At 40.3% G+C, this 24,546-nt stretch carries 17 protein-coding genes and 4 tRNA genes; 15 read left to right on the forward strand and 6 right to left on the reverse strand.

Going from position 1 to position 24,546, the window contains the following annotated elements:
• Positions 1 to 134 precede the first annotated feature (134 nt).
• From L2747_RS07715 to rplY, 11 genes are all read left to right on the forward strand, one after another.
• Positions 135 to 225: transfer RNA gene (locus tag L2747_RS07715), tRNA-Ser, on the forward strand.
• A 207-nt stretch (positions 226 to 432) separates the two neighbouring features.
• Positions 433 to 1,077, forward strand: coding sequence for a UvrY/SirA/GacA family response regulator transcription factor (gene uvrY, locus L2747_RS07720; protein WP_248948097.1), 645 nt, complete (start codon positions 433 to 435; stop codon positions 1,075 to 1,077).
• 18 nt (positions 1,078 to 1,095) lie between these two features.
• Entirely contained in the window at positions 1,096 to 2,925 is a 1,830-nt protein-coding gene (gene uvrC / locus L2747_RS07725; protein WP_248998492.1) for an excinuclease ABC subunit UvrC, read from the forward strand.
• Between the two features lie 47 nt (positions 2,926 to 2,972).
• Positions 2,973 to 3,521: a CDP-diacylglycerol--glycerol-3-phosphate 3-phosphatidyltransferase gene (gene pgsA / locus L2747_RS07730; protein WP_248998493.1), complete on the forward strand. Its 549-nt coding sequence runs from the start codon at positions 2,973 to 2,975 to the stop codon at positions 3,519 to 3,521.
• A 151-nt stretch (positions 3,522 to 3,672) separates the two neighbouring features.
• A tRNA-Gly gene (locus L2747_RS07735) sits at positions 3,673 to 3,748 on the forward strand.
• Between the two features lie 11 nt (positions 3,749 to 3,759).
• Positions 3,760 to 3,833 (forward strand) — tRNA-Cys (locus tag L2747_RS07740).
• A gap of 80 nt (positions 3,834 to 3,913) precedes the next feature.
• Positions 3,914 to 3,999: transfer RNA gene (locus L2747_RS07745), tRNA-Leu, on the forward strand.
• Between the two features lie 535 nt (positions 4,000 to 4,534).
• On the forward strand, positions 4,535 to 5,104 hold the full coding sequence (locus L2747_RS07750; RefSeq protein WP_248998494.1) for a prepilin-type N-terminal cleavage/methylation domain-containing protein: 570 nt from the start codon (positions 4,535 to 4,537) through the stop codon (positions 5,102 to 5,104).
• Between the two features lie 139 nt (positions 5,105 to 5,243).
• Positions 5,244 to 6,638, forward strand: coding sequence for a L,D-transpeptidase family protein (locus tag L2747_RS07755; RefSeq protein WP_248998495.1), 1,395 nt, complete (start codon positions 5,244 to 5,246; stop codon positions 6,636 to 6,638).
• Between the two features lie 96 nt (positions 6,639 to 6,734).
• Entirely contained in the window at positions 6,735 to 7,283 is a 549-nt protein-coding gene (mepK, locus tag L2747_RS07760; RefSeq protein WP_248998496.1) for a peptidoglycan L,D-endopeptidase MepK, read from the forward strand.
• 156 nt (positions 7,284 to 7,439) lie between these two features.
• Positions 7,440 to 7,727 carry a 50S ribosomal protein L25 gene (gene rplY, locus L2747_RS07765; RefSeq protein ID WP_202722036.1) on the forward strand — a complete coding sequence of 96 codons (288 nt, stop codon included), beginning with the start codon at positions 7,440 to 7,442 and terminating at the stop codon, positions 7,725 to 7,727.
• 71 nt (positions 7,728 to 7,798) lie between these two features.
• Here the strand turns inward: rplY and L2747_RS07770 are convergent, their stop codons facing one another.
• The 4 genes from L2747_RS07770 to eco form a co-directional block, all read right to left on the reverse strand.
• Positions 7,799 to 9,313, reverse strand: coding sequence for a SpoVR family protein (locus L2747_RS07770; protein ID WP_248998497.1), 1,515 nt, complete (start codon positions 9,311 to 9,313; stop codon positions 7,799 to 7,801).
• A gap of 8 nt (positions 9,314 to 9,321) precedes the next feature.
• Complete coding sequence (locus tag L2747_RS07775; protein ID WP_248998498.1) at positions 9,322 to 10,590, reverse strand: YeaH/YhbH family protein; 1,269 nt, start codon at positions 10,588 to 10,590, stop codon at positions 9,322 to 9,324.
• Positions 10,591 to 10,638: 48 nt separating this feature from the next.
• Positions 10,639 to 12,573, reverse strand: a complete 1,935-nt coding sequence (locus L2747_RS07780; RefSeq protein WP_248998499.1) for a PrkA family serine protein kinase — start codon at positions 12,571 to 12,573, stop codon at positions 10,639 to 10,641.
• A gap of 407 nt (positions 12,574 to 12,980) precedes the next feature.
• The gene (gene eco / locus L2747_RS07785) at positions 12,981 to 13,559 is read right to left on the reverse strand and encodes a serine protease inhibitor ecotin (protein WP_248998500.1); all 579 of its coding nucleotides are present in this window, start codon (positions 13,557 to 13,559) and stop codon (positions 12,981 to 12,983) included.
• A gap of 558 nt (positions 13,560 to 14,117) precedes the next feature.
• Between eco and dmeF the strand changes: the two genes are divergently transcribed.
• The 4 genes from dmeF (at position 14,118) to L2747_RS07805 (ending at position 18,629) form a co-directional block, all read left to right on the forward strand.
• Positions 14,118 to 15,086, forward strand: a complete 969-nt coding sequence (gene dmeF / locus L2747_RS07790; RefSeq protein ID WP_248998501.1) for a CDF family Co(II)/Ni(II) efflux transporter DmeF — start codon at positions 14,118 to 14,120, stop codon at positions 15,084 to 15,086.
• Between the two features lie 29 nt (positions 15,087 to 15,115).
• Positions 15,116 to 15,535 (forward strand): MarR family winged helix-turn-helix transcriptional regulator, encoded by a 420-nt coding sequence (locus L2747_RS07795; RefSeq protein ID WP_248998502.1) that lies wholly within the window; start codon positions 15,116 to 15,118, stop codon positions 15,533 to 15,535.
• 320 nt (positions 15,536 to 15,855) lie between these two features.
• Complete coding sequence (locus tag L2747_RS07800) at positions 15,856 to 17,475, forward strand: phosphoethanolamine transferase (RefSeq protein WP_248998503.1); 1,620 nt, start codon at positions 15,856 to 15,858, stop codon at positions 17,473 to 17,475.
• 101 nt (positions 17,476 to 17,576) lie between these two features.
• On the forward strand, positions 17,577 to 18,629 hold the full coding sequence (locus L2747_RS07805) for a GGDEF domain-containing protein (RefSeq protein ID WP_248998504.1): 1,053 nt from the start codon (positions 17,577 to 17,579) through the stop codon (positions 18,627 to 18,629).
• A gap of 90 nt (positions 18,630 to 18,719) precedes the next feature.
• On the opposite strand, the gene L2747_RS07810 is transcribed toward L2747_RS07805, so the two are convergent.
• Positions 18,720 to 21,425, reverse strand: a complete 2,706-nt coding sequence (locus tag L2747_RS07810; protein WP_248998505.1) for a bifunctional acetate--CoA ligase family protein/GNAT family N-acetyltransferase — start codon at positions 21,423 to 21,425, stop codon at positions 18,720 to 18,722.
• 470 nt (positions 21,426 to 21,895) lie between these two features.
• Complete coding sequence (locus L2747_RS07815) at positions 21,896 to 24,151, reverse strand: multiheme c-type cytochrome (protein WP_248998506.1); 2,256 nt, start codon at positions 24,149 to 24,151, stop codon at positions 21,896 to 21,898.
• Between the last annotated feature and the right edge of the window lie 395 nt (positions 24,152 to 24,546).

The following is a 24,546-nucleotide window of genomic DNA, read 5'->3' on the forward strand; positions in this document are numbered from 1 at the left end:
AATTAGTATCAGCTGTTTTTCGTTTAAACCTCCGCCAAATTGTGTGCTTATTGAGCGTCGTTATGTATTTACCGGTATTTTTAAGGTAAATAGGTTTACTTCATAAGAGAAAAACCATAGTATTTACATCGCTCGGAGAGATGGCAGAGTGGTCGAATGCACCGGTCTTGAAAACCGGCATGGGTTTATAGCCCATCTAGGGTTCAAATCCCTATCTCTCCGCCACATTTAGAAAAGGCAGCCTATGGCTGCCTTTTTGCTTTTTTAGCTAAGTCAATGATTTTGAAAAGTATTAACTCTAGTCAATCTCGTTGATTTCAGACAAATTTATCTTTCTTAATCCCTTTTTTTGCGATAAATTAACCTTTATAACATTATTGATTCTAACTTCACTTTATGAGGTTGAATTAAGCATTAAAAGGTAAGGCAACTTTGATCTCTGTATATTTAGTTGATGACCATGAGCTAGTCAGAACCGGTATTCGACGGATCCTTGAAGACGAGCGTGGCATTAAGGTCGTGGGTGAAGCCGGTGACGGTGAAACGGCAGTACAGTGGTGCCGTAAAAATGAAGCCGATGTCATTTTAATGGACATGAATATGCCAGGGATTGGAGGGTTGGAAGCTACGCGTAAGATCCTGCGCTTTCAAGCTCATGCCAAAATCATCGTGTTAACAATTCATACAGAAGATCCATTTCCTACTAAAGTTATGCAGGCAGGGGCCTCTGGTTATTTAACTAAAGGCGCAACTTCCCCTGAAGTATTACAAGCGATTCGCCAAGTTGCACACGGCCAACGTTATCTATCTCCAGAAATCGCGCAGCAAATGGCACTAAGCCAGTTTAATCAATCAGAAGAGAATCCGTTCAAAACACTGTCTGAGCGTGAGTTGCAGATCATGTTGATGATTACTAATGGTGAAAAGGTCAGTGAGATCTCTGAACAACTCAATTTGAGTCCAAAAACGGTAAACAGCTATCGCTATCGATTATTTGCTAAATTGGGGATCGGTGGAGATGTTGAGCTGACTCGTTTGGCGATTAGATATAAAATGCTTGATACGGGACAATTTTAATCAAAATCGACATCTTTTATGCCTGAGCAATTTAATGCCGAAAACTTCCTAAAAACAGTCACTTCTTCTCCTGGCGTATACCGTATGTATGACGCCAAGAGTGTGGTTATTTATGTAGGAAAAGCAAAAGATTTGAAAAAGCGGCTTTCTTCTTACTTTCGTAAAAATCTTGGTAATGTAAAAACTCAGGCACTTGTGTCTCATATTGCTAATATTGATGTCACGGTGACACATAGTGAAACTGACGCATTAATTCTAGAAAATGATTACATCAAGCAGTACATGCCTAAATACAATGTATTGCTTAGAGATGATAAGTCTTATCCATATATCCTACTAAGCAGTCACAAACATCCTCGGTTAGCATATCATCGTGGCCCAAAACGAGATAAAGGCCAATATTTCGGTCCATATCCTAATGGTGGTGCGGTTAGGGAAAGCTTGCACCTTATGCAAAAGCTCTTTCCTATTCGGCAATGTGATGATCTTTATTATAAATCTCGTTCTCGCCCCTGCTTACAATATCAAATTGGTCGTTGCTGTGCGCCTTGTGTGGATCTAGTGAGTAACGAGGATTATCAGGAGCAAGTTAGGTTAGCATCATTATTTTTAAAAGGTAAAAATAGTCAAGTGATGTCGGTCCTTGTTGAAAAAATGGAGCAAGCTGCAACTGACATGGCCTATGAACAAGCTGCTTTATATCGTGATCAAATCACCGCTTTACGTCGAGTGTCTGAGCAGCAGGAAGTATCCAATGCCTCTGGAGATATGGATGTGATCGGTGCTTATTATGCTTCTGGAGTGGCTTGCTTCCATCTACTGTTTATTCGGGAAGGTAAAATATTTGGTAGCCGCAGTTATTACCCTAAAGTACCGGTCAATACCGAAGTCACCGAAGTTTTACGAGCATTTATGTTGCAGTTTTATTTGAACTCGGATAGTCAACGTCTAACACCCAAAGAAATTCTAATCAGTGAAGTATTTGCAGAACAGCAAGAGCTAGCTGCTGCGATACAAACGGCACAGAACAAGAAAGTTGAGATAAAAACTCAAGTTAGAGGAGAGCGCGCCAGTTTTCTACGCTTAGCTCTAACCAACGCGACTAATGCAGTTAATACACGTTTATCACATAAGAATACTGTTGAGCAGCGTTTCTTGTTATTAGAAGAAGCTATTGAAGCAAGTAACAAGATCCAGCGTATGGAATGTTTTGATATTAGCCATACTATGGGGGAGAGTACAGTTGCATCTTGTGTCGTATTTAATAGAGAAGGGCCAAGTAAAGCTGACTATCGTCGTTATAATATTACAGGGATCACCGGAGGAGATGATTACGCTGCAATGAAACAAGCCATCAGTCGACGCTTTGACAAAGTGACTGATAAAGGCAAAGTTCCCGATATTTTGTTTATTGACGGTGGTATTGGCCAGTTGAGAATTGCGCAAAAGGTGGTTGATGAAAAGTTCGTAGCACTAGATAACGCTCCGACATTGATTGGCGTTGCAAAAGGGGAAGGGCGAAAGCCTGGACTAGAAACATTGATTTATGGTGAGAACGAAGAGTCATTCACTTTACCTGCAGATTCAGGTGCTTTACATCTTATTCAGCATATTCGTGATGAGTCCCATCGATTCGCAATAACAGGACATAGAAATAAACGCCAAAAAACTCGTAACACATCAACGTTGGAATCTATTGCTGGTGTGGGTCCGAAAAGGCGCAAAGCATTACTGCAATATCTTGGTGGTTTACAAGAAGTCAAAGGTGCAAGTGTCTCTGAATTGGTAAAAGTACCCGGTATTAGCCTAGAAATGGCACAAACGATACATGATGCATTGCGAGGGTAACAAAATTAAGGCAAGATTGGCGCTGCTTTTGACTAATAGGTCCTACAATGCCGTTTAACATTCCTATTGCGTTAACACTTTTCAGGTTATTACTGTTACCTGTTTTTGTTGTGCTTTTTTATATACCTGAACCCTGGTCTCCTTTTGCTTCGGCATTTGTTTTTTGGTTAGCAGCGGTAACTGATGCGCTAGATGGTTATGCTGCACGAAAATTAAAGCAGTCGACTCGTTTCGGTGCGTTTCTAGATCCCGTTGCAGATAAGATCATGGTAACGACTGCCTTAGTGTTATTGATTTCTGAGTACAGCAACATTTGGCTGACGTTGCCAGCATTAATTATGATTGGCCGCGAGATTGTGATTTCAGCATTACGCGAATGGATGGCTGAAATTGGTAAAAGAGGAGCTGTTGCTGTTTCATGGATTGGTAAATATAAAACGGCAGCGCAAATGGTGGCTATTACTGGGTTAATTTGGCAACCAAATGAATTTCTGACAAATGTCGCCTACGCACTGTTTTATGTTGCGGCAGTTCTTACTTTATGGTCGATGATGAGCTATATTTTGGCCGCGTGGAAAGATCTGACGGCTGAATAGAGTGTTAAAACACCGAAGAGATCAATAAGTGGTCAAACGGTCTTTTATCGATAATTATAGCGTTGACTCTTGGTAATTAATCGGTAGAATGCCATCTCGTAGTCAAGGAGAGCATACTAAGCACTAGCTTGATTACGGTTTAAATTGAAATGCGACATTAGCTCAGTTGGTAGAGCGATACCTTGCCAAGGTATAGGTCATCGGTTCGAACCCGATATGTCGCTCCAATTTAAAGTATGGCGCGATGGCAGAATGGCTATGCTGCGGATTGCAAATCCGTCGATCTCGGTTCGACTCCGGGTCGCGCCTCCATAAATAAGAATTTGGTGAGTTTCCTGAAAATTGAAACAGTATTGGTACCGACAATACGTATCATCAAAATCAAAGAGTTTGCCCGTGTGGTGGAATCGGTAGACACAAGGGATTTAAAATCCCTCGCTGAATAAGCGTGCCAGTTCAAGTCTGGCCACGGGTACCATCTTCTATTGAAGAGTGATAAAACCAGCCTAGAGCTGGTTTTTTTACGTCTAAAATTTAGTGCCATAATAATCTCACTATTTACGCATAGCAAAAATTCCCTCGAACTCTTCACAAAGTAACGCGTGCCAATTCAAGTTTAGCCACGGGTAGCCTTGTTAAGGCCTCCGCACCAACCTGCGGAGTTTTTTTGTTTCTATAAGGCGCTAATGGACTAATGCGTTTAATCTGAGCAATATATTCCTTGTACTCTTAAAAAGTAACGCGCGGCAGTGCATGTCAGGCGCCGACACGTATCAGAAAGTCTATGCTTAAACAGCAACTTTCAGATTGTTTTATGCTTTGTATCTGTTCTACATTTGTTTACCTGTGGGTCATTAGGAAACTTCGCATAAATGCAATTGATAAAATTTCAATGATGATAAAGACTACAACTTTATCTATTTATGCATAAATTTAATACAATAATGAGCAGGGAAAGTTGAGGTTTGACTTAACGTTACCATGTTATTTATTGGATATAAGTTGGGTGTAGTATGAATAAACAAGCTAAGGGGTTCACTCTGGTTGAATTGGTCGTTGTGATCATTGTTCTGGGAATTTTGGCGGTTACTGCGGTACCTAAATTTATAAACTTAAGTGACGATGCACATGACGCATCTATCAAAAGTGCATTTGGTAGTTTTAGTTCAGCGGTTAAGCTTTACCATAGTTGCTGGCTAACATCAGGAAAGAGTGGCTATGAAATGGATTTAGCTTGTTATGGAGAGGGGGATTTAGATTCTTCTGTCACAGGGTATCCTTTAGGGATTGATACGTCTACTAGTCAGAATGGTACTCGTCTTCAAGGTGCGTTTTGCAAAGAGATCTGGCAAGGACTGCTTACAAACGATGATTACAACCTAGAAAACCACGGTAATAACACGTTTGATAAAGGGGATGATATTATTTATTGGTATTCAGGTGGTGATCTAAGTGACTCAGATACATATTGTTATTATAACTATATTGCTGATGATAGGAGCCAAGGAGCCGATAATTGGCAATTAAAGTATTACCCGGCAACAGGCCAGACCAGCATTGGTCAAAGTGCTCTTAGTTTTTAAACTAATGGTATAAGCTTATTAATTAAAGAAGCTTGTTATTTAGTTCTTCGAAAAATTTGCTTACCTAAATTTTTAAGCCGTCATATACAAAACACAATTGTTTGCCATACTTAAAATAGCAATATTGAAGGGAGGCAAAATGCGATTTGGTAGTATGATATGCTGGTTAGGTTTGATATCTATTTGCTTTACAAGCCATGCTGATGAGCGGCTTACACGTGCTCAAAATATGCTGTATCAACAGGTGTCCTTAATTGCTTTGGTTGATCAAGATGAGCAATTTGAGCGATACAAGACCAAATTGTTAAAAAGTCAGCTTTCTCAAACTCAGTTAAAGCAAATTGAAATGCAAATTGCTGATTTTTGGAGCCAACGTAATTTACCCATTAGAAATGGAGCTGTGAGCCAATCAGCCGATCCGTTTATAAGAGCTATGGCACTGGAGCCGCAGCTAGACGGATATTTGCATATTCAAAATCGTATCCGTCACTTACAGTGGTTAGCAGAGCAAGACTGGTGGCAACCTATCAGTATCTCTAAGTTGATTCGGCCAGGGATGAGCGACCCCGCAATTCCATCGATCGTCAAACGATTATGGCTGTTGGGCGATTCCAATAGCTCAGCAAAGAGCACTAATCAGTTAGATCCTTCAACCGCAACTTCTTTAAAACGTTTTCAGCGTCGACATGGTCTACAGCCCGATGCAGTCATCGGGCCTGAAACGATAAAGTGGTTAAACGTAACACCCAAACAAAGAGCTTCGATGTTAGCTAATAACTATATTGAGCGTGCAGAGTTTATGGCTCAACGTTCGCACCGTTTTTTAGTTATCAATATCCCTGCATTTGAAATGGAGCTATTTAATAATGGTCGTGTAGAGCTTGCCTCTAGGGTCATTGTTGGTAAACCTTATCGCCCAACTCCATTATTGAGTAGTGCAATATCGAATGTAGTGATAAACCCTAGCTGGCGAGTGCCTAAAAAGATTCTATACAACGACTTGTTACCTCAAGTTAGAAAAGACGGTAACTACATCAATGAGCGTAACTTTGACGTCTACGATAGAGACGATAAGCAAGTATTAAGAACCGCGGAGCAATGGAGTGATTTGGCTAAAGGGCCGTTTCCCTTCCGGTTTGTACAAAGGCCTGGAGTAAATAATACTTTAGGGCGCTATAAGTTCTATTTTCCAAATGATCACAGTGTGTACCTGCATGACACCGTCGATCCTAAGCTATTTCAACTTAGCAATAGAGCTTTGTCTTCTGGTTGTATTCGTGTTGAAAATGTTGAAGGTTTAGCCAATTGGATGGCAGCTAATCTAGTAAAAGATAAGCAAACCTGGGTTGATAGACATAGAGATCGAAAACGTACCCAGTGGTTTGCACTCAATTCAAAACTCAATGTGCACTTAGTTTATTGGACAGCTTGGTTAGATGAGTCTAATCAAGCTCAGTTTAGAAATGATATCTACCAAATGAACACCAAACCCAATGCTTCCCCCCCCGTCAGTGCTCAAATCAACGACTTATAAAGCAGATACTGCTAATTTAGCATGATTGCTTGATTTCTGTTTTTCTACAGGTTAATTTGCCTGCCAGTTGTTTGAAAAGTAGTCAGTGGTGGATGTGTGTCAGTAGTATGTAGCTCGCGTAGACAGTTATTATTAGGCTTAGGTGGTGTAGCAATGTTTTCAATGTTGCCTTCAAAAGCCCAAGCAAGTCGTTCAACGAAAGGAGTTAGAAGCTTAGGTTTCTATAATCGTCATACAGGTGAACGTGGGCATGGAAGCTACTGGATTGATGGTGATTATCAAAATGAAATTCTGACGGATTTTAGTCAGGTGCTTAGAGATCACCGACTAAATGAATCTGCGCCAATGGATAAAAGACTGTTTGATTTTGCTTTTCAGCTAACAGAGTCTTTGAGTTTTGAAGATGAGTTGCATATTATTTCCGGTTACCGCTCACCAAAGACCAATGCTATGCTTGCTAAAAAAAGTAATGGTGTGGCGAAGAAGAGCTATCACATGAAAGGGATGGCATTAGATTTAGCGTTACCCGGAGTTAAACTCGCACAAATTCGTGAAGCGGCGATTGAATTGAAGCTTGGTGGAGTTGGTTATTATCCAAATTCTGGCTTTATTCACATAGATACTGGACCTGTAAGAAATTGGTAGTAAGTTTATCCATTAATATATCCAAATCGCGCGTCATATACTTTGTACGTATAAATATTCTGTGTTAGAATCCGCCCGCTTTAAACAAAGTCATGGTTGGTCGAAAATCGTGGCTTTATTATATTATTATTATTATTTTTATTAAGTGAGTTTACTATGTCTTATACTATCGCTGCACAAGTTCGTACAGAAATCGGGAAAGGTTCGAGCCGCCGCCTACGTCACGCTAAGAAAGTTCCTGGTGTTATCTACGGTCCAGGTAAAGAAGCTATCTCTATTGTTTTTGAACACAAAGATATCATCAACATTCAAGAGAACCAAGATTTCTACACTTCTGAGCTAACTATTGCTCTAGAAGGTAAAGACGTTAAAGTTCGCGTTCAAGACATGCAACGCCATGCGTTCAAGCCAATGATCGAACACGTTGACTTCAAATTCGCTTAATCTAAGCTGATTTGATAAAAAGCGCCTAATAAGGCGCTTTTTTTATGGCTCAATGGTACCAATATTGGCTGTTATTCTTCATTTTTTTCAGGGCAAGCTGCTATTAGGCTTGTGTCGCCGTCATCATAGAGTTCTAGTTTGACATCGAAGCCCCACAAACGATGCAGGTGTTTAACGACTTGATGGCAGGTATCAGCTAGGGGGATCCTTGAGTTAGGTATATAGCGTAATGTTATCGAGCGATCGCCACTGACTTCTACATTTTGAACCTGAATGTTAGGTTCCAAGTTGGATAGGTTATACTGCTGCGACAGTTTTTCTCTGATCTCTTTATATCCAGCGTCATCGTGGATTGCTGAAACGCTAATATGGTTTCTTCTATCATCATCAAGAATAGAGAAAAGCTTAAATTGCCTAATAATATTTGGCGATAGATATTGGCTAATAAAGCTTTCATCTTTGAAGTTTTCCATAGCGAAGTGCAGTGTCGTTAACCAATCACTACCTGCGATTTCTGGAAACCACTCTTTATCCTCTTCGGTAGGGTTTTCGCAAATCCGACGAATATCGACAAACATATTAAACCCCAAAGCATAGGGATTTATGCCACTGTAATAAGGGCTGTTATAGCTTGGCTGAGCAACCACGTTAGTATGGCTTTGTAAAAACTCCAACATAAACCGGTCAGTAACTAAGCCTTCATCGTAGAGGTGGTTTAAAATGGTGTAGTGCCAAAAGGTAGCCCAGCCCTCATTCATAACTTGAGTTTGTTTTTGTGGATAAAAGTACTGCCCCATCTTGCGGACAATTCTAACTATTTCACGTTGCCAAGGTTCCAAAAGTGGCGCGTTTTTTTCAATGAAATAGAGAATATTTTCTTGTGGTTCAGCAGGAAAGTTCACTTTTTCCTGCTTAGCTTCCTCTTGCGGTGAATCAGGAATCGTGCGCCAAAGCTCATTTACTTGGCTTTGCAAGTAAGCCTCTCTGTCTTTCTGGCGCATCTTTTCTTCTTTGAATGATATTTCGCTAGGGCGCTTATAACGGTCAACACCATAACTCATTAATGCATGACAGGAGTCAATAATGCTTTCTACTTTCTCAATTCCATATAGCTCTTCACATTCACTGATGTAGTTTCTAGCAAACACTAAGTAATCGATTATAGAACTGGCATCAGTCCAAGTTTTAAAAAGGTAGTTACCTTTAAAGAAACTATTATGACCAAAGCTAGCATGGGCCATGACTAAGGCTTGCATCGTAATAGTATTTTCTTCCATTAAATAGGCGATACACGGATCGGAGTTAATAACAATTTCGTAAGCTAAACCCATTTGTCCACGCTTATAGCCTTGCTCAGTTTCAATAAACCTTTTACCAAACGACCAGTGTGTGTAGCCAATCGGCATGCCTATTCCTGCATAAGCATCCATCATTTGTTCGGCAGTAATAACTTCAATTTGATTTGGGTAGGCATCTAAGCGATAGATCCCTGCAACTCGCTCAATTTCAGTTAAGTAGGTTTGTAGTAGATCGAAGTTCCAATCTGGGCCATCGTCTAGTGGTGTTCTTTTATTTGGAGTATCCATAGCGCCTCCTAAACAGCCTGCTTTTTAAATAGTTCTCTAAATACAGGATATATATCTTCAGCCTGTTTTATATGTTGTACTGCGATGTTGTCATGAGACTTTTGCAGATCTTCATACTCTCGCCATAGTGTTTGATGAGCGCGGTTAGTGATCTCTATGTAGCTGAAGTAGCGAACGACTGGCAATAGCTTTTTCTCGAGTAGTTCATGGCAAGAAGGGGAGTCGTCTGCCCAATTATCACCATCAGAAGCTTGGGCTGCATAGATATTCCACTCATTTTCTGGGTAACGTTTTTGCTGGATCTCGTGCATTAGTTTCAAAGCACTCGAAACTATGGTGCCACCAGTTTCTTGCGAATAGAAGAATTCATGTTCATCTACTTCTTTTGCCTGGGTGTGATGACGAATGTACACAACATCTAAGTTTTTATAGGTACGAGTTAAAAATAGATACAATAGAATGTAAAAACGTTTTGCCATGTCTTTTGTGGCCTGATCCATAGAGCCGGATACGTCCATCAAACAAAACATAACCGCTTGGCTAGATGGTACTTCACGTTTTGCATAATTGTTATAGCGTAAATCGAATGTATCGATAAAAGGAACTTTTTTAATCCGCTGTTTAAGATCGATTATTTCAGCTTTTAACGCCATGATTCGTTCAGCATCAGAACCGGGTTTATTTTCCAGTTGGTCAAGTTCATTCTCTAATTGAGATAACTTGTTTTTTTTGGTTGAAGTCATTGCCGTTCTGCGGGCAAGTGACGAACGTAGTGATCGCACGATATTGATATTGGCAGGGACTCCGTCGTTGGTAAAACCTGCTCGATATACTTGATATTCAACAAGTTTGTTTAAACGGTTATTTTGTAGGTTAGGTAGCTCAAGATCTTCAAATAACAGCTCTAAATATTCATCTTTTGAGATCTCAAATACAAAGTCATCTTGGCCTTCGCCGGAATCAGAGGCCTCTCCTTGACCTGCACCTTGTCCCTGACCCGACGGTGGACGCTCTATTTGATCGCCTTGAGCAAATTTATCATTGCCGGGATGAACTCTTTCTCTTACTCCACCACTTCCTTGGTGAAAAGTGGGTTCACTAATGTCACGTGTTGGGATACTAATTTTTTCGCCTTTATCGACGTCCGTAACACTACGACGTGTAACTGCATCGCTAACAGCCTTTTTAATTTGCTTTTTATAACGATTAATAAAGCGTTGTCTATTAACGGTACTTTTACCTTTAGCATTAAGCCTTCTATCAATAAAACTTGTCATGCGCACCTCCTAGCCAAATGGGGGGGAGCAAGCTCCCCCTTGGGCTTTTTAAGAAGACTTTCTTACTCTCAAGTACCACTCTGAAAGCAGTCTTACTTGTTTTTGGGTGTAGCCTTTTTCCATCATTCGATTCACAAAGTCATCATGTTTACGTTGATCATCTGTTGAGGTCTTGCCATTGAAAGAAATCACAGGTAATAGATCTTCGGTATTTGAAAACATCTTTTTCTCAATTACCGTTCTAAGTTTTTCATAGCTCGTCCATAGCGGATTCATGCCTTCGTTGTTAGCACGTGCGCGAAGGACAAAGTTAACAATTTCATTTCTAAAATCCTTTGGATTGCTTATTCCTGCTGGCTTTTCTATTTTTTCTAGCTCTGCATTCAATGCAGCTCTATCAAATAGCTGGCCTGTTTCAGGATCTCTATATTCTTGATCCTGAATCCAGAAATCGGCATAGGTGACGTACCTATCAAAAATATTCTGACCATATTCTGAGTAAGACTCTAAATAAGCGGTTTGGATCTCTTTACCAATAAACTCAACATATTTTGGAATGAGGTAACCTTTTAAAAACTCTAAGTAGCGCTCAGCCATTTCTGTTGGGAATTGTTCTTGCTCGATTTGACGCTCTAATACATAGAATAGGTGAACCGGGTTAGCGGCAATTTCGGTATGGTCGAAATTAAATACCCGCGACAAGATCTTAAAGGCAAAACGGGTGGATAGTCCCAACATGCCTTCATCGACACCAGCATAGTCACGATACTCCTGATAAGACTTAGCTTTAGGATCGGTATCTTTCAAACTCTCACCATCATAGACTCGCATTTTTGAATAAATTGATGAATTTTCAGGCGCTACAACTCTTGATAAAACAGTAAATTGTGCCAAGGTTTCAAGCGTACCAGGAGCACACGGGGTATTGGCGAGTTCAGAGTTGCTGAGTAGTTTTTCGTAAATACGAACTTCTTCTGAAATTCTTAGGCAATAAGGTACTTTTACAATGTAAACCCTGTCTAAGAAAGCTTCATTAGTTTTATTGTTTCTGAATGTGGTCCACTCTGACTCGTTGGAGTGAGCTAGAATGATCCCACTAAAAGGCAGTGCAGATAAGCCTTCTGTACCGTTGTAATTACCTTCCTGAGTTGCTGTTAGTAGAGGGTGTAACACCTTAATAGGTGCTTTAAACATCTCCACAAACTCCATCATGCCTTGGTTAGCACGACATAATGCACCTGAATATGAATAGGCGTCGGCATCGTGTTGTGCATAATGCTCTAGCTGACGAATATCTACTTTACCTACAAGTGATGAAATGTCCTGATTATTTTCATCTCCAGGTTCGGTTTTAGCGATAGCTAATTGATCAAGAATAGAAGGGTAAACTTTAACGACTTTAAACTTAGAAATATCACCGCCAAATTCGTGTAAGCGTTTTACAGCCCAAGGTGACATGATTGTTTTCAGATAGCGGTCAGGAATATTGTATTCTTGCTTAAGAATGTCGCCGTCTTCATCTAAATTAAATAAACAGAAAGGGTGATCATTAACAGGGCTTCGGACACCGTCCGCGGTTAATACATATACTGGAACATCTTGCATCAAGGCTTTTAGCTTCTCCGCAAGAGATGATTTACCACCACCGACAGGTCCAAGTAAATACAAGATCTGTTTAGACTCTTCTAAGCCTTGAGCTGAATGTTTAAGGTAAGCCACGATTTGTTCAATGGCTTCCTCCATGCCGTAAAAATCTTTAAATGCTGGATATCGTGAAATTAGCCGATTTGAAAACAGTCGGCTTAAAACCGGATCCTTGGAGGTATCAATGACTTCTGGCTCGCCAATGGCCGTTAATAGTCGCTCTGCTGCAGATGCATAGGCACTGCGGTCTTGCTTACAGATTTTCAAAAAGTCTTCTAACGAATACTCTTCGTCTAGTTTTTTCTCATAGCGCTGTTGGTAATGCTCAAATATACTCATAACCGGCCCCCTGAAACGCACAAATGATAAGATTAGAGATAAATATTCTTTACCTCCTATCTTTAATCTTAGTCGTAAAATGAGACCTCTGTAGTAAAAAAGTAAATAAAAACAAAGAGAAATAGTTGCATTTGCAATAGTTGCAGTTGATATTTTTAAAATCAAACAAAAATGAGCAAGCGCTATAGATGTTGGTTTCCCGAGTCATTTTTATTCTTCTAAAAATAAACTGTTTCAAGAATCGATACCGAGTGCTTTTTGGCGTAAGGGAAATTAATGACAGCTGGAAGCTGCTTAAATACTATCTAGAAAGCAGAAAGCAGAAAGCAGAAAGCAGAAAGCAGAAAGCAGAAAGCAAGGCGTAGTTAGCGCCTAACTTTCGAAAATACCATAATGTATATTGTTGGTTACTTAGCTTGGCCTGAATAGCTAAATTCAGTTTCAACTTTCCATACGCGATAACGCAACTGGCTGTTTTCCGGAAGGTAAAATACTTTTGCTAAGCGGCTATCATAGTTAAGTATTAGATCGGCATTAATCGATAAAAACTTAGCCGTTTTCGCTTTTTCAAAGCAGGCCATCATCGTACTCGGCCCATCAACTATGGTGTCTACTTGATAATAATTGTAACCCCAACCTTCAACTGATAACTGTTTCAGCTCCCCAATCAGACCATGTTTATTGCAATCAACCATTTGTGTTTGGCCGATCTCAATTTCTATCATGTAATCACTTTCATTCTCGATTTTTGGTAGGGTTAAAATGTGTTGTTCTTGCCCGGCTGCAGGCTTTGGGTACATTTTGGTTTCGTTGATAGAAACATAATTGCTAGCACTATACATTTGGGTCGTTATCATATTTTGATTCAATCCAGACGGGTGAGTAGGACTTGTAGCATTCACATTAAAAGAAAAAGCGCCAAAAACTAAAGAAGTTGCTAACAAGGCACGGCTAAACTTATTTTTGCGTTGAGTGAATAAAGTCATAAATTCTCCAAAATAAAAGTATTGTTCGTATTCAATATCTATATGAACGGCCTAGATTTTAAAAAGGGTTAAAAAATATTGTATTTTTTTAATTTTATTTACTTTCAACTAAAAAATACATTTTAATTCAAACGATTATCTTCTTCCTCCTGTTTAAACAAAACATTCCTTTTAACCTATCCTCAAGCAAAAAACAGTTCGTATCGCTGTTAAATTATCCAAAAAATTTAGCTAATTCCGCTGTTCAGTACAAATTGATCTCGATCACAGTAACCCGAGTTTTCCTTGAAATACTGTACTGACAGGTTCAAACTTTGTTTGATGATCAAATTACTCTGAGTTCAAATTATACTTTTTTCAAAGTAACTCCTTCACTGAGGCTGAATGAGTGTGACTCCTTTGCGTCATAAGCTAGTCAACATTGCTAGTTTGTTGAAAGAGCCAATATAGCTAGAGTTAATTATTCAGAAATTGGGCAAAGTTGCTTTTAAATAGTAGTTATAAGGCTATGTGCTGAGTAACACCGTACATAATTAGAAAAGGAAAGAAGGTATTTTTATGCTTAAGGGGGAGCAAGTGCAAATTAACTGTCAGCACAAACAAGGCTTTTCAAATTTAAATAGTGCAGGTGAACGAAATACTGCTTATGTTCTGTTGCTAACGATAGTAACTATGTTAGCTGAAATTGTAGCTGGAACAATGTATGGCTCGATGGCTTTGCTAGCAGATGGCTGGCATATGGGCACACATGCAGCGGCATTTATGATTACACTTTTTGCTTATCGTTATGCACGGAATAATGCCAATTCAGCTGAGTTTTCATATGGTACGGGAAAGGTGAGTGTTCTGGGCGGCTATACCAGTGCGATTGCGCTTGGGGTTGTGGCGCTGGTGATGTTGGTTGAATCTGGTATTAGAATATTTAAGCCCCATGAAATTCAATTCGATCAGGCCATTTTGGTCGCCTTTATTGGACTTACTGTAAACATAGCAAGCGCATTTTTACTTAAAGATCATCATGGTCACTCACATGGCGATGGACATGGCCACTGTCATGAACATCACGATCATCATAGCCACCATGAAGAGAGTCACGGACATGATCACAATTTACGTGCGGCGTATTTCCATGTTCTTGCCGATGCGCTTACCTCTGTACTGGCAATCGCAGCCCTATTAATGGGCAAATATTTTGGATTAACTTGGTTAGACCCATTAATGGGGATCATCGGTGGTATCATTATTAGTCGTTGGGCATGGGGCTTACTAAAGCAAACAAGCCCAGTGTTACTCGATGCGAGTATTGAGCAATCTTATATTGATCAGGTAACAGTCAGTATTGAACAAGAAGGAGCACGAGTGGTGGACTTACATATTTGGAAAGTCAGTGCTGATCACTACGCTGCAAGTTTTGTCATTGAAAGTCCTGATGGAAAAGGAGTCGAATATTATAAAAATAAGCTTTCATATTTTAAACGCTTATCTCATGTCACTATTGAAGTGAATCATGTGGCTGAGGCACAATAGACGCCTTATCAATAAGAGTAAATAAACTAATGAAAAACCAAGGTGATAGTCTAAATCATGCCATGATTGAGTTTTATGAGAAGTTATCATCTTGGGAGATGGCCGTAGTTAAAGATAAAGGCTTTAGTTTGCCTCAAGTACATACAGTTGAAATATTAGGGCTGAATGGTCCAATGCGAATGAAAGAACTTGCGCAAAAAATAGGGGTGACCACGGGGACGCTTACTGTTCAAGTCGACAAAATGGTTGATGCTGGTTTGGTTAATCGTGTACCTCATGCTAATGATCGGCGCTCAATTTTAATTGAGCTGACCGAAAATGGTCATATGATGTTTACCGAACACGATAAGTTGCATATGCAACTAACACAAGATTTAACGGCCAAGTTTGATGATAGTGAACGTGCTAAGTTATTAGAATTTTTCGAGAGAATTAATAAAGAGTTTTAATAGATTGTCTCCCAAATTGTATTACTCTGAATATTGGCCATTTAGTTTAACCTAACCATTTAATGGCTTACAAATTCAGCAAGAAAGTAAGCCATACTCCAAATTGAAATCATCCAAATATTTTTAGTGACTAGCTTTGGTACCAATCTTATCGCCATTGAGCGATACATTTTGATACTAAATAGCGGCTATTTCTAGCTAATCACTTTTTAGCGCAGCCCTATGGTGCTAAAATTAAAGCGAAAGTGCCGACTGAAGGCTAGTGGCAAGGAAGGCCATAAACCGTTATTACTCGTCATCAAATAAAGTGAGCAATTCCTGTGCTATCACGTCTTAAAAATCTAAACAGCATCCAATTTACTTTTATTCTTGCGCTTTATTATGTCTGCGTGTTCAATATTCCATTCTTTAATATTGTAAAGCACGGGATCGATAAACAAGCTAACGTGAACATGCTGTTTATAGCTACGATTCCGTTCTTTTTAGTGTTTATACTGTCATTTTTATTTAGTCTTTTTAGCATCAAGTATATAGCCAAGCCATTTTTTATTGGGCTGACAATACTGTCATCTTGCGTTTTCTTTGCTGAGTTGCAATATGGCGTTATTTTTGACTATGGCATGATTGAAAACATGGTCCAAACCAACCAAGCTGAAGCTGCGACTTACCTCAATTGGGTGTCTATTGCCAATCTAGTTATAACAGGCGGGATCCCGGCGTTATTGATTTACAAAGTTAATATTACATACAAACCTTTTACTAAAGAGCTACTGCATAAAGTCTTGTTTATGCTAGCAATGCTTGGTGGTGTTCTACTTATTGCCGCATTTTATTATGAAAATTATTTAGCATTTGGCCGCAATAATAGTTTAATCAAACGCTCCATAATCCCAACATACTTTATCGGTTCTACGGTTAAATTCGTTAATCTTAATTACTTACAGTCGCCACTTGAATACAAACAATTGGGTTTAGATGCTCATAACTCTAGCCAAAAAAAGAAACCTAACCTAGTTGTGTTACTGGTAGGTGAAACTGCTCGTGCGATGAACTATAGCTATTACGGTTACGACAAGCCGACAAACTCTCATACTCAAAAGCACGATTTAGTTGTCTTTAATGACACGCGCTCATGTGGCACTGCAACGGCGGTTTCTTTGCCTTGTATGTTTTCAAGAATGGGTCGTGAAAACTATGACGAACGTCGAGCGAAAGCACAAGACGGTGCTATCGACGTATTAAAACATGCAGGAATACAATTACAGTGGCTAGACAATGATAGTGGCTGTAAAGGAGTATGCCAGCACGTTGAAAATATCGTTATTGATCATAACAATAATTCTAAATGGTGCAATGGTGAGTCTTGCTATGACGAAGTACTAGTTGATGAGTTAGTGGCGAGATTAGGGCAAATAAAGCTAGAAGACACTTTGATAGTATTACACCTAATTGGTTCTCATGGGCCAACCTATTACCAGCGCTACCCTGAAAGTCACCGTAAATTTGTGCCAGATTGTCAGCGTAGCGATATACAAAACTGCAGTAAACAAGAGCTGTTAAATACCTACGACAATACGATCTTGTACACTGATTATATTGTGTCATTGGTAGTTGATAAGCTAAAGCAGCAAGAAACTAGATTTGATACAGCTATGCTATATCTGTCTGATCATGGAGAGTCTTTAGGTGAAAGCGGCATGTATTTGCACGGTGCGCCTTATGCATTTGCACCAAAAGAGCAAACTCATATTCCTTTCTTGGGTTGGTTCTCTGAAGATTTTGCTACACAGAACAATTTAGATTTAGGTTGCTTGAATAAGTATGCTAAGTCCGGTGGTTTTTCCCATGACAATCTATTTGATAGCTTACTGGGTCTGTTAAATGTCACTAGCGATGTTTACCGGCAGAGCACTGATATTTTTGCTCGCTGCAGAAAATAAACTCCTTTAATAATAGACTTTCTGTAAAAATAGGCTGTTAAGCAGGCTTTTTTTGTATAAAGTATTGATAAGTATGGATATCAATAAGGGGTTACTAATTTATGGATGTGGCGCAGCAATTATCAGAAACTGAGCTGTCGGCAAAGATATTACGCCATGCAGTACCTAAGATGTCAGAGTTGAACATACCTGTTACCCCTGACAATTACGCTGTATGGTACGAATACTATAAAGGAATTAACCTCGACCTAAAGCGTGCAATTGATGGTTTTTTAGCTAACAGATTAGCGTTTACTCCTGAGGTATGTAGCAGCCTGTATAAAACCTATATTCAGGTCAACTCCTCTGAAGTCATTGAAAATGTCCAAATTGAAACTCAAGTTTTAATTAACAGCTTAATTGCAAAAATTGCCAGTATGACAAAAGGTACGTCACGGTTTTCTGAATCACTGAGTGAATTTGATACTGCTTTAAAAGAACAACCAGATCAACTCGTCATGCAGAAGCTTGTTGATGGTGTTAGCTTAGAGCTCGAACAAATCATCAATACGAATCTTGAAATGGATAAAAGTCTGCATAGTATGACGCAGGAGGTTGATGCTCTTAAGTCCGAAATGGCCGAGCTTCGTTCCGTTGCGATGACAGATCAGCTGACTTCATTACATAATCGCCGAGCTTTCGATCAAGAAGTGATTAGCCATATTGATAGTTTTAGTCAGCCTAACTTTGAAAGTAGCTTGCTGGTGATTGATATTGATTACTTTAAGAAATTTAATGATACGCACGGACATTTAATCGGCGACAAGGTATTAACTTATGTTGCTCAGGCATTGAAGAGTTCGGTTAAAGGTGCTGATTTTGTTGCACGTTACGGTGGCGAAGAGTTCGTAATTTTGCTGCCGCAAACTAACCATCTAAACGCTCAAAAAGTTGCGGATAATATTAGACGTAAAATTGCCGAGCGTAACTTAACTATCGGTAAAGAGAAAAAGCTACCGTTAGGCAATATTACTGTGTCAGTAGGTGTTGCGTCACTCAAGCCTACAGATGATAAAGATAGCTACTTTTTACGTGCTGACGAAGCTTTATATCGCGCAAAGTCATCTGGGCGCAATTGCGTCGTTGGCGAGCCCGTTATTGAAACGCCGATTTAGTAAAGCAGTTATCTATAAAGAATACTAAAAAGGCCACTAGCTTATGCTGGTGGCCTTTTTAGTTAACAGATTAGTGCGAGATGATTAAAGTTAGTCGTTTGATGCAGGCTTTAAATCCATATGCATATTAATTAGACGTTCTTCCATATCAAATGTCACTGTAAAGCCTAAATGTTTAGCAAGGCTGGCCATATTTCTATTTTCAAACATGGTAAACCCAGTAAGGGCTAAGGTGTCATTTTGTTTGTAGTAGCGCACCAACTTCTCAAGTAATAACTTACCTAATCCCTGGCCTTGGTAATTACTGCGTACAGCCATGGCAAACTCTGCTTCTGTATTATCAGGGTCAATTGAGGCTCTAATTGCACCTAAGGTGGTTTCTTCGCCATCATCACCTAACGCTGTGGCTATAAAAGCCATCTCACGGGCGTAGTCAATCTGGGTTAATACCGCCATTTCCTCATGAGTCATTTTCGAGCGTACGCCAAAGTAACGTTTGTACCTGTCTTCGTCAGATAGTGAATTATCAAAGGCCATATGTTTAGGTTCATCTTCAGGAAGAATCGGCCGCAGCATTACTTGGTTGCCATTTTTTAGGGTAGCAATCTCTTCTAGTTCTTTAGGGTAAGGGGAGATTGCCAGCCTTGAGGCATTATCAACAGGTTCAGGATTAAGGCCAATATTAACGTCAAGCAAGGTAATATTCTCGCCTGCGCACAAAACAGGGTTTAAATCTAAGGTCGCTATTTCAGGGCAATCAATAATTAAATGCGATATTTGTGTAAGCAATACACATAGCGCATTCATATTTAACCCAAGTGGTAAATGGCGATCCCTAAGTTTTTGAGTCTTGAGTGCTTGGATCACCATATAACGGGCTAGTGTCATGTTAAGAGGCGGTAGCGCAACGACGGCATCTTTAGTTGGTTCCCATTCGGACCCCCCTTCGCCGAGCAAAATAGCAGGGCCAAATACCGGGTCATTGGCAACGGCAACACGGATCTCTTGCGCCCCCGCGGTTAGCGCCATTTTCTGTACGATTAACCCTTCAATTTTTGCATCGGGGTTAAGTGACATTACGCGTTCAATCATGGCTTTAGCCGCTTGTTTAACTTCTAAGTCTGAGGTTAAATTTAGCATTACGCCGTGTACGTCTGACTTGTGATGAATATCAGGTGATTGCACTTTTAGTGCAATTGGGTAACCGGCTTGTTTCGCATATTCAACAGCCTGATCTGGGTTATTAGCAAACCAAGTATCAACAGTATTTAAACCGTAAGCCGCTAAAATCACGCGGGATTCATGGGTCTCTAACAGAGTTTTACCAGAATCTATTGCTTGTTGAAGCTTGGTTCTTGCGGTAGCGGTATCAGCTGGAATATTAACGGGGATAGATTGTGGTACTTCCTGGAGCAGTTTTTGGTTACGACGATACTCAACCATATGCATAAACGCGCCCACAGCGCCTTCCGGTGTTCTGTAGGTTGGAATTCGGGATTTTGAAAAGTGTTTACGCGCTTCATAAGCAGAATCTTCACCACTCCAATTAGTTAAGACATTGACTCTATTACGGTTCGGATGCTTTGCAATTGTTTCAGCTATTGCTTCTGCAATCTCAACACTCTCGCCTAAAGCTGATGGTGAGTGCAGTACTAAAATGGCATCTAGATCGTCACTATCCATCAGAATTTCTAGTGATTTGGCATAGCGCAGTGCGTCCGAGTCCCCCCCGATATCTACCGGGTTTTGGCCAGACCAACTTTTAGGAAGTAGGGCGTTTAATCTTTGATAGATCTCAGTGGATAAAGAGGGTAGTTTGCCACCGCCTAATATAAGTTCATCGAGCGCTAACACTGCAGGGCCACCGCCGTTGCTGATGATCCCAAGGCGCTCACCTTGTAACGGTCTAGAGTGAGCTAGCGTCTCTACAGCGGCAAATAGCTCGATAAGATCGTTTACCCTAAGCATACCCGCTCGCCTAAAGGCTGCTTCATACACGGCATCGTTTCCTGCAACACCGCCAGTGTGAAGTTTTGCCGCGCTGGTCCCCTCAATACTTCTACCAGACTTGATGACTAAAATAGGCTTGTTACGCGACGCTGCTCGCGCTGCCGATAAGAAGTGACGCTTTTCATTAACCGAGTCGACATAAAGTAAAATTGCATCGGTTTTAGAGTCTCTGCCTAGGTAATCAAGTAACTCATCAAAGTTAATGTCATTGGCGTCGCCAAGAGAAATAAACGATGAAAAGCCAATGCCTTTGTTATTCGCCCAATCAAGTACAGTGGTACATATTGCAGCTGATTGCGACACAAATGCAATTTTACCGGGTAGTGCAGCTGTATGGGCAAGGCTAGCGTTTAACCCAAGGTTTGGCAGTATCATCCCTAAGCTATTTGGACCAAGAATACGCATGCCATAACGTCTAGCGGTTTGCTGAGTGACAGTGAGTAAGCTTATACCATCTTCGGTTAACTCATCACCAAGGCCCGATGCCATCACGATAGCGACTTTGCAGCCAAATTGAGCCAGAGTTTCAATGATTGCAGGCACTCTAGTCGCCGCGGTACAAACAATGGCTAAATCCGGTTTTAGAGGTAAAGATTCTATGTTTGGATAAGCTAATACGCCCAATACCGCTTCATATTTAGGGGTTACCGGCATAATAGGCCCTGAAAAACCTCCAGACAGCAGGTTTTTCATTAATACATTCCCCGCTCGTTTGGGTTTATTTGACGCGCCAATGATGGCAACAGATTTAGGTTTAAACAGAGTATGAAGGGTACGTTGGCTCATGAACTTATCCGATAAGTCAGTATGTTATGAGTTTACATGAGCCCAATATATTTACCATAGTAGAATGGTCGAATCGAATCAGAAGCTTCGAAACCTGGTTTATCAAAGCTATATCAAACCGAGCAAAGAAACCCGTTAATAGAAAAGTGATACAAAAAGCAGTTATAAAGTCTGAGCGACTTTCACTAAGTATCTGCAGATTTTGATGTGAATAAATTACTCCGCTAATTCGTTTTACCTAAGTTTTATATCAAGTACAATCTATTTTGCTTAGCAATTAAGCCAAGTTTTTAATATCAAGAATATTGATGAGTTGATTTTTATTTCGATATTTTTGCGATTGAGTTTTAATACGCCACTAAAGTAAGCCTGTGTAATTAATTGGGCTCATCACTGGCATTGAAAGCCTATACCTAGTTCAATTAGCCGTAGCAAGAATTAGCCGACCACTATTTAATAACTGTCATCTGTTACTTCGGCAGCCGTGCTCTAAGGTCTTCAACTACATTGTTCGGCACCAATGGGGTCAGTTTGTTTAAACACTGCAAACTTTGCGGTGAACGATTATCGATCATCAACTCACATAAAGCGAAAAGGTACTGTGGATTACCACTCACTTGATAAGCCTTATTAAACGCGGTAGCAGCTTCACCAATGGAGTAAGGTGTTAATGCAATTGCGTAGACATACCAAAATCGGCCATTATTAGGTTCAAGCTTAGTTGCCATTTTAAGGCTCTTTAGCGCGGCATCATTTTGTTTGCTGCGTAGTAGGGCTAACGCTTGACTAAAGCGCAGAGTACCCGAGTCGGGCTTGGCAATAATGCCTTGCTCTAGTATTTGAACCGCCGCAGATTCTTTACCTTGTGAGCGATATAAATCAGCAAGATTAGTATATGCGCCGGCAAAATTCGGTTGTACATCGATAGAAGCCTTGTAACTTGCTTCGGCTTTGTTTGCAAAACCCTGGTTTGCATATAAATTACCTAAATTTGTGCGCGCAAAGCCTCTATCAGCATTAAAGCTGAGGATCTCAATATATTCTTTTAATGGCGCTTCTAGTTGAGCTTGTTGCTGACTTGATAGCTGTTGCCAATAGTTTGCAAGTGCTGCAGCGGCTTGGGATCTGATCATTAACACTTCATCGGTCAACAAAGGTGCCAGCATTTGCCATCGTTCGGCAATAGTATATGGGCTGCTACCTTCGACTGCTGCGACCCTTAACATTTCATCTTGATGTTTTACTGCTCTTGCGATCGCTACAATCCCATTTCGTCCAGTAAATTGCTGTAAACGCTCAATGGCGGCAGCTCGAATAATATTGGCTTGCTGGTGGTCCTGAGATAGATAAGACAAAGCATCAACAGAGTTAGGATTACCGGCTCTAGCACTGGCAAAAGCGCTACTAAAGTGCTGCGGTACAAAAGTGTTTAACTCTGGATACCAAGACGTTGAATGCTCAATTGCCCACTGAGTTGATTTGTCATCATGACATTGGTTACATGCGTTCGGAGAACCTAATCGTTGAGTATTCGCCGGGACAGGGATACTGAAACTATGATCACGTCTGTCATCAATTTGCATATAAGTTGTTTCAGGCATATGGCAATTAACACACAAGCTACCAGTGTTGTTATCGTGTTTATGATGTTCGCTGGTATCAAATGTGCCAGGCTCATGGCACTGACTACAAAGTGAATTTTCCTGTAATATTAACTCGGTGGTATGTGGATTATGACAATTACTGCAAACCACGCTATTTTCATGCATTTTCGACTGTAAAAATGATCCATAGACATAATTTTCATCATAGACCTGACCATCATCAAAGTATTGCGCCTGAGCAATAAGATTCAACTGATAGCGGTCCCCAAATGGTTTAGTTACCAAAGGCTCTTTGTCATTGAGCTGTAATCTACGACTATGACACTGGGCGCAGGTTTGAAGCTGTTGACTATCTTGTTTTGCCAAAGGTTTAGCAGTGTTTTCACTAGAGCTTCTAGCTGAGCCCAAATTCGAGCGTTGCCATTGGGCAACGGATTTAGCAAGAGTTCGATCAAACCCTTTAAATGGGGTTTCAGCGATGACTAAAGCGGAAGATGCGCCTTCATTGTTAGCGTTTTTACTTGGTGAGTCGTTAGCCCAAGAAAGGTGATCGCTTGCTGCGCCATGGCAGGCTTCACAGCCAACATTAATTTCTGAAAATTGAGTATCAAATCGGTTCGTTTGCGGATTATAATTTTTCTTCACATTGGTTGAGTGGCAATCGGCACACATGTGATTCCAGTTTTGCCCGGCATTTAACCAATAGAAGTCCTGATGTTGAGCACTGTTATTTGGATAAAGGTAAAACCACTTTTGACCACCATCTTCAACCTTGCGATTATCCCAAGCAAAAGGAATAAGTTGCACTCGACCGTCTTCGAACTCAACCATGTACTGCTGCAGTGGGTAGTAACCAAAGGTGAAGCTTATCTGGTAATCAGTCAATTTACCCTGGCGATCAGCAAGGTTTACCCAATAACTCTCTTGCTTCTTAAAGAATCGGTATTGTTGGTTCTGATGGTTGATAGTGATCTGATTAAAGTCTCCAAATACGCTTTGTTCATCAGCGTGCTTCATCGCCATATCATGATCAGAACCTTGCCAGTCTTTAAAGGCTTGCTCATGACAGCTTTTACAAGCAAATGTGCCGACAAAGTCAGCCGAGCTGGCTGTATTCGGCATACACGTGCTCAAAACCCCAAGAAAACCTAGCATTGCGGGCAGAGCTTTTGAATTTAGCCAATCAGGATTAAAACTGGAAAAAGCGAACCAAGGTTTGATAATGAAATTCCTTTTACATCAAATAGAACAACGAGCAATATCCTTAACTAACATCGCTGATCTATTGGTAATTGTCCATTAATGATCTTGAACACTAAAATAACTTGTTTATCAAAGTGGTCTCATTTTGTTGTGAAGTGCACTGGCTCATTTGCTTGGTTTTTAACCGTGTTGAAAACGGGTTAGAGTTTTAATCAGTTATTAAGTACAAAATTAACCAAAACAGACTTATTTTAGCCAGAGCATGATCACTTAGGATTAACTGACATAAAATCATGTTGTTTGCAGTCGCTTTA

Source organism: Shewanella marinintestina, assembly GCF_023283845.1.
GTDB classification, from domain to species: domain Bacteria; phylum Pseudomonadota; class Gammaproteobacteria; order Enterobacterales; family Shewanellaceae; genus Shewanella; species Shewanella marinintestina.

Coding starts and splice junctions, on each gene's coding strand:
- uvrC (WP_248998492.1), top strand. CDS start 1,096: ATGCCTGAGCAATTTAATGCCGAAAACTTCCTAAAAACAGTCACTTCT.
- pgsA (WP_248998493.1), top strand. CDS start 2,973: ATGCCGTTTAACATTCCTATTGCGTTAACACTTTTCAGGTTATTACTG.
- L2747_RS07750 (WP_248998494.1), top strand. CDS start 4,535: ATGAATAAACAAGCTAAGGGGTTCACTCTGGTTGAATTGGTCGTTGTG.
- L2747_RS07755 (WP_248998495.1), top strand. CDS start 5,244: ATGCGATTTGGTAGTATGATATGCTGGTTAGGTTTGATATCTATTTGC.
- rplY (WP_202722036.1), top strand. CDS start 7,440: ATGTCTTATACTATCGCTGCACAAGTTCGTACAGAAATCGGGAAAGGT.
- L2747_RS07770 (WP_248998497.1), bottom strand. CDS start 9,313: ATGGATACTCCAAATAAAAGAACACCACTAGACGATGGCCCAGATTGG.
- L2747_RS07775 (WP_248998498.1), bottom strand. CDS start 10,590: ATGACAAGTTTTATTGATAGAAGGCTTAATGCTAAAGGTAAAAGTACC.
- L2747_RS07780 (WP_248998499.1), bottom strand. CDS start 12,573: ATGAGTATATTTGAGCATTACCAACAGCGCTATGAGAAAAAACTAGAC.
- eco (WP_248998500.1), bottom strand. CDS start 13,559: ATGACTTTATTCACTCAACGCAAAAATAAGTTTAGCCGTGCCTTGTTA.
- dmeF (WP_248998501.1), top strand. CDS start 14,118: ATGCTTAAGGGGGAGCAAGTGCAAATTAACTGTCAGCACAAACAAGGC.
- L2747_RS07795 (WP_248998502.1), top strand. CDS start 15,116: ATGAAAAACCAAGGTGATAGTCTAAATCATGCCATGATTGAGTTTTAT.
- L2747_RS07805 (WP_248998504.1), top strand. CDS start 17,577: ATGGATGTGGCGCAGCAATTATCAGAAACTGAGCTGTCGGCAAAGATA.
- L2747_RS07810 (WP_248998505.1), bottom strand. CDS start 21,425: ATGAGCCAACGTACCCTTCATACTCTGTTTAAACCTAAATCTGTTGCC.
- L2747_RS07815 (WP_248998506.1), bottom strand. CDS start 24,151: ATGCCGAATACAGCCAGCTCGGCTGACTTTGTCGGCACATTTGCTTGT.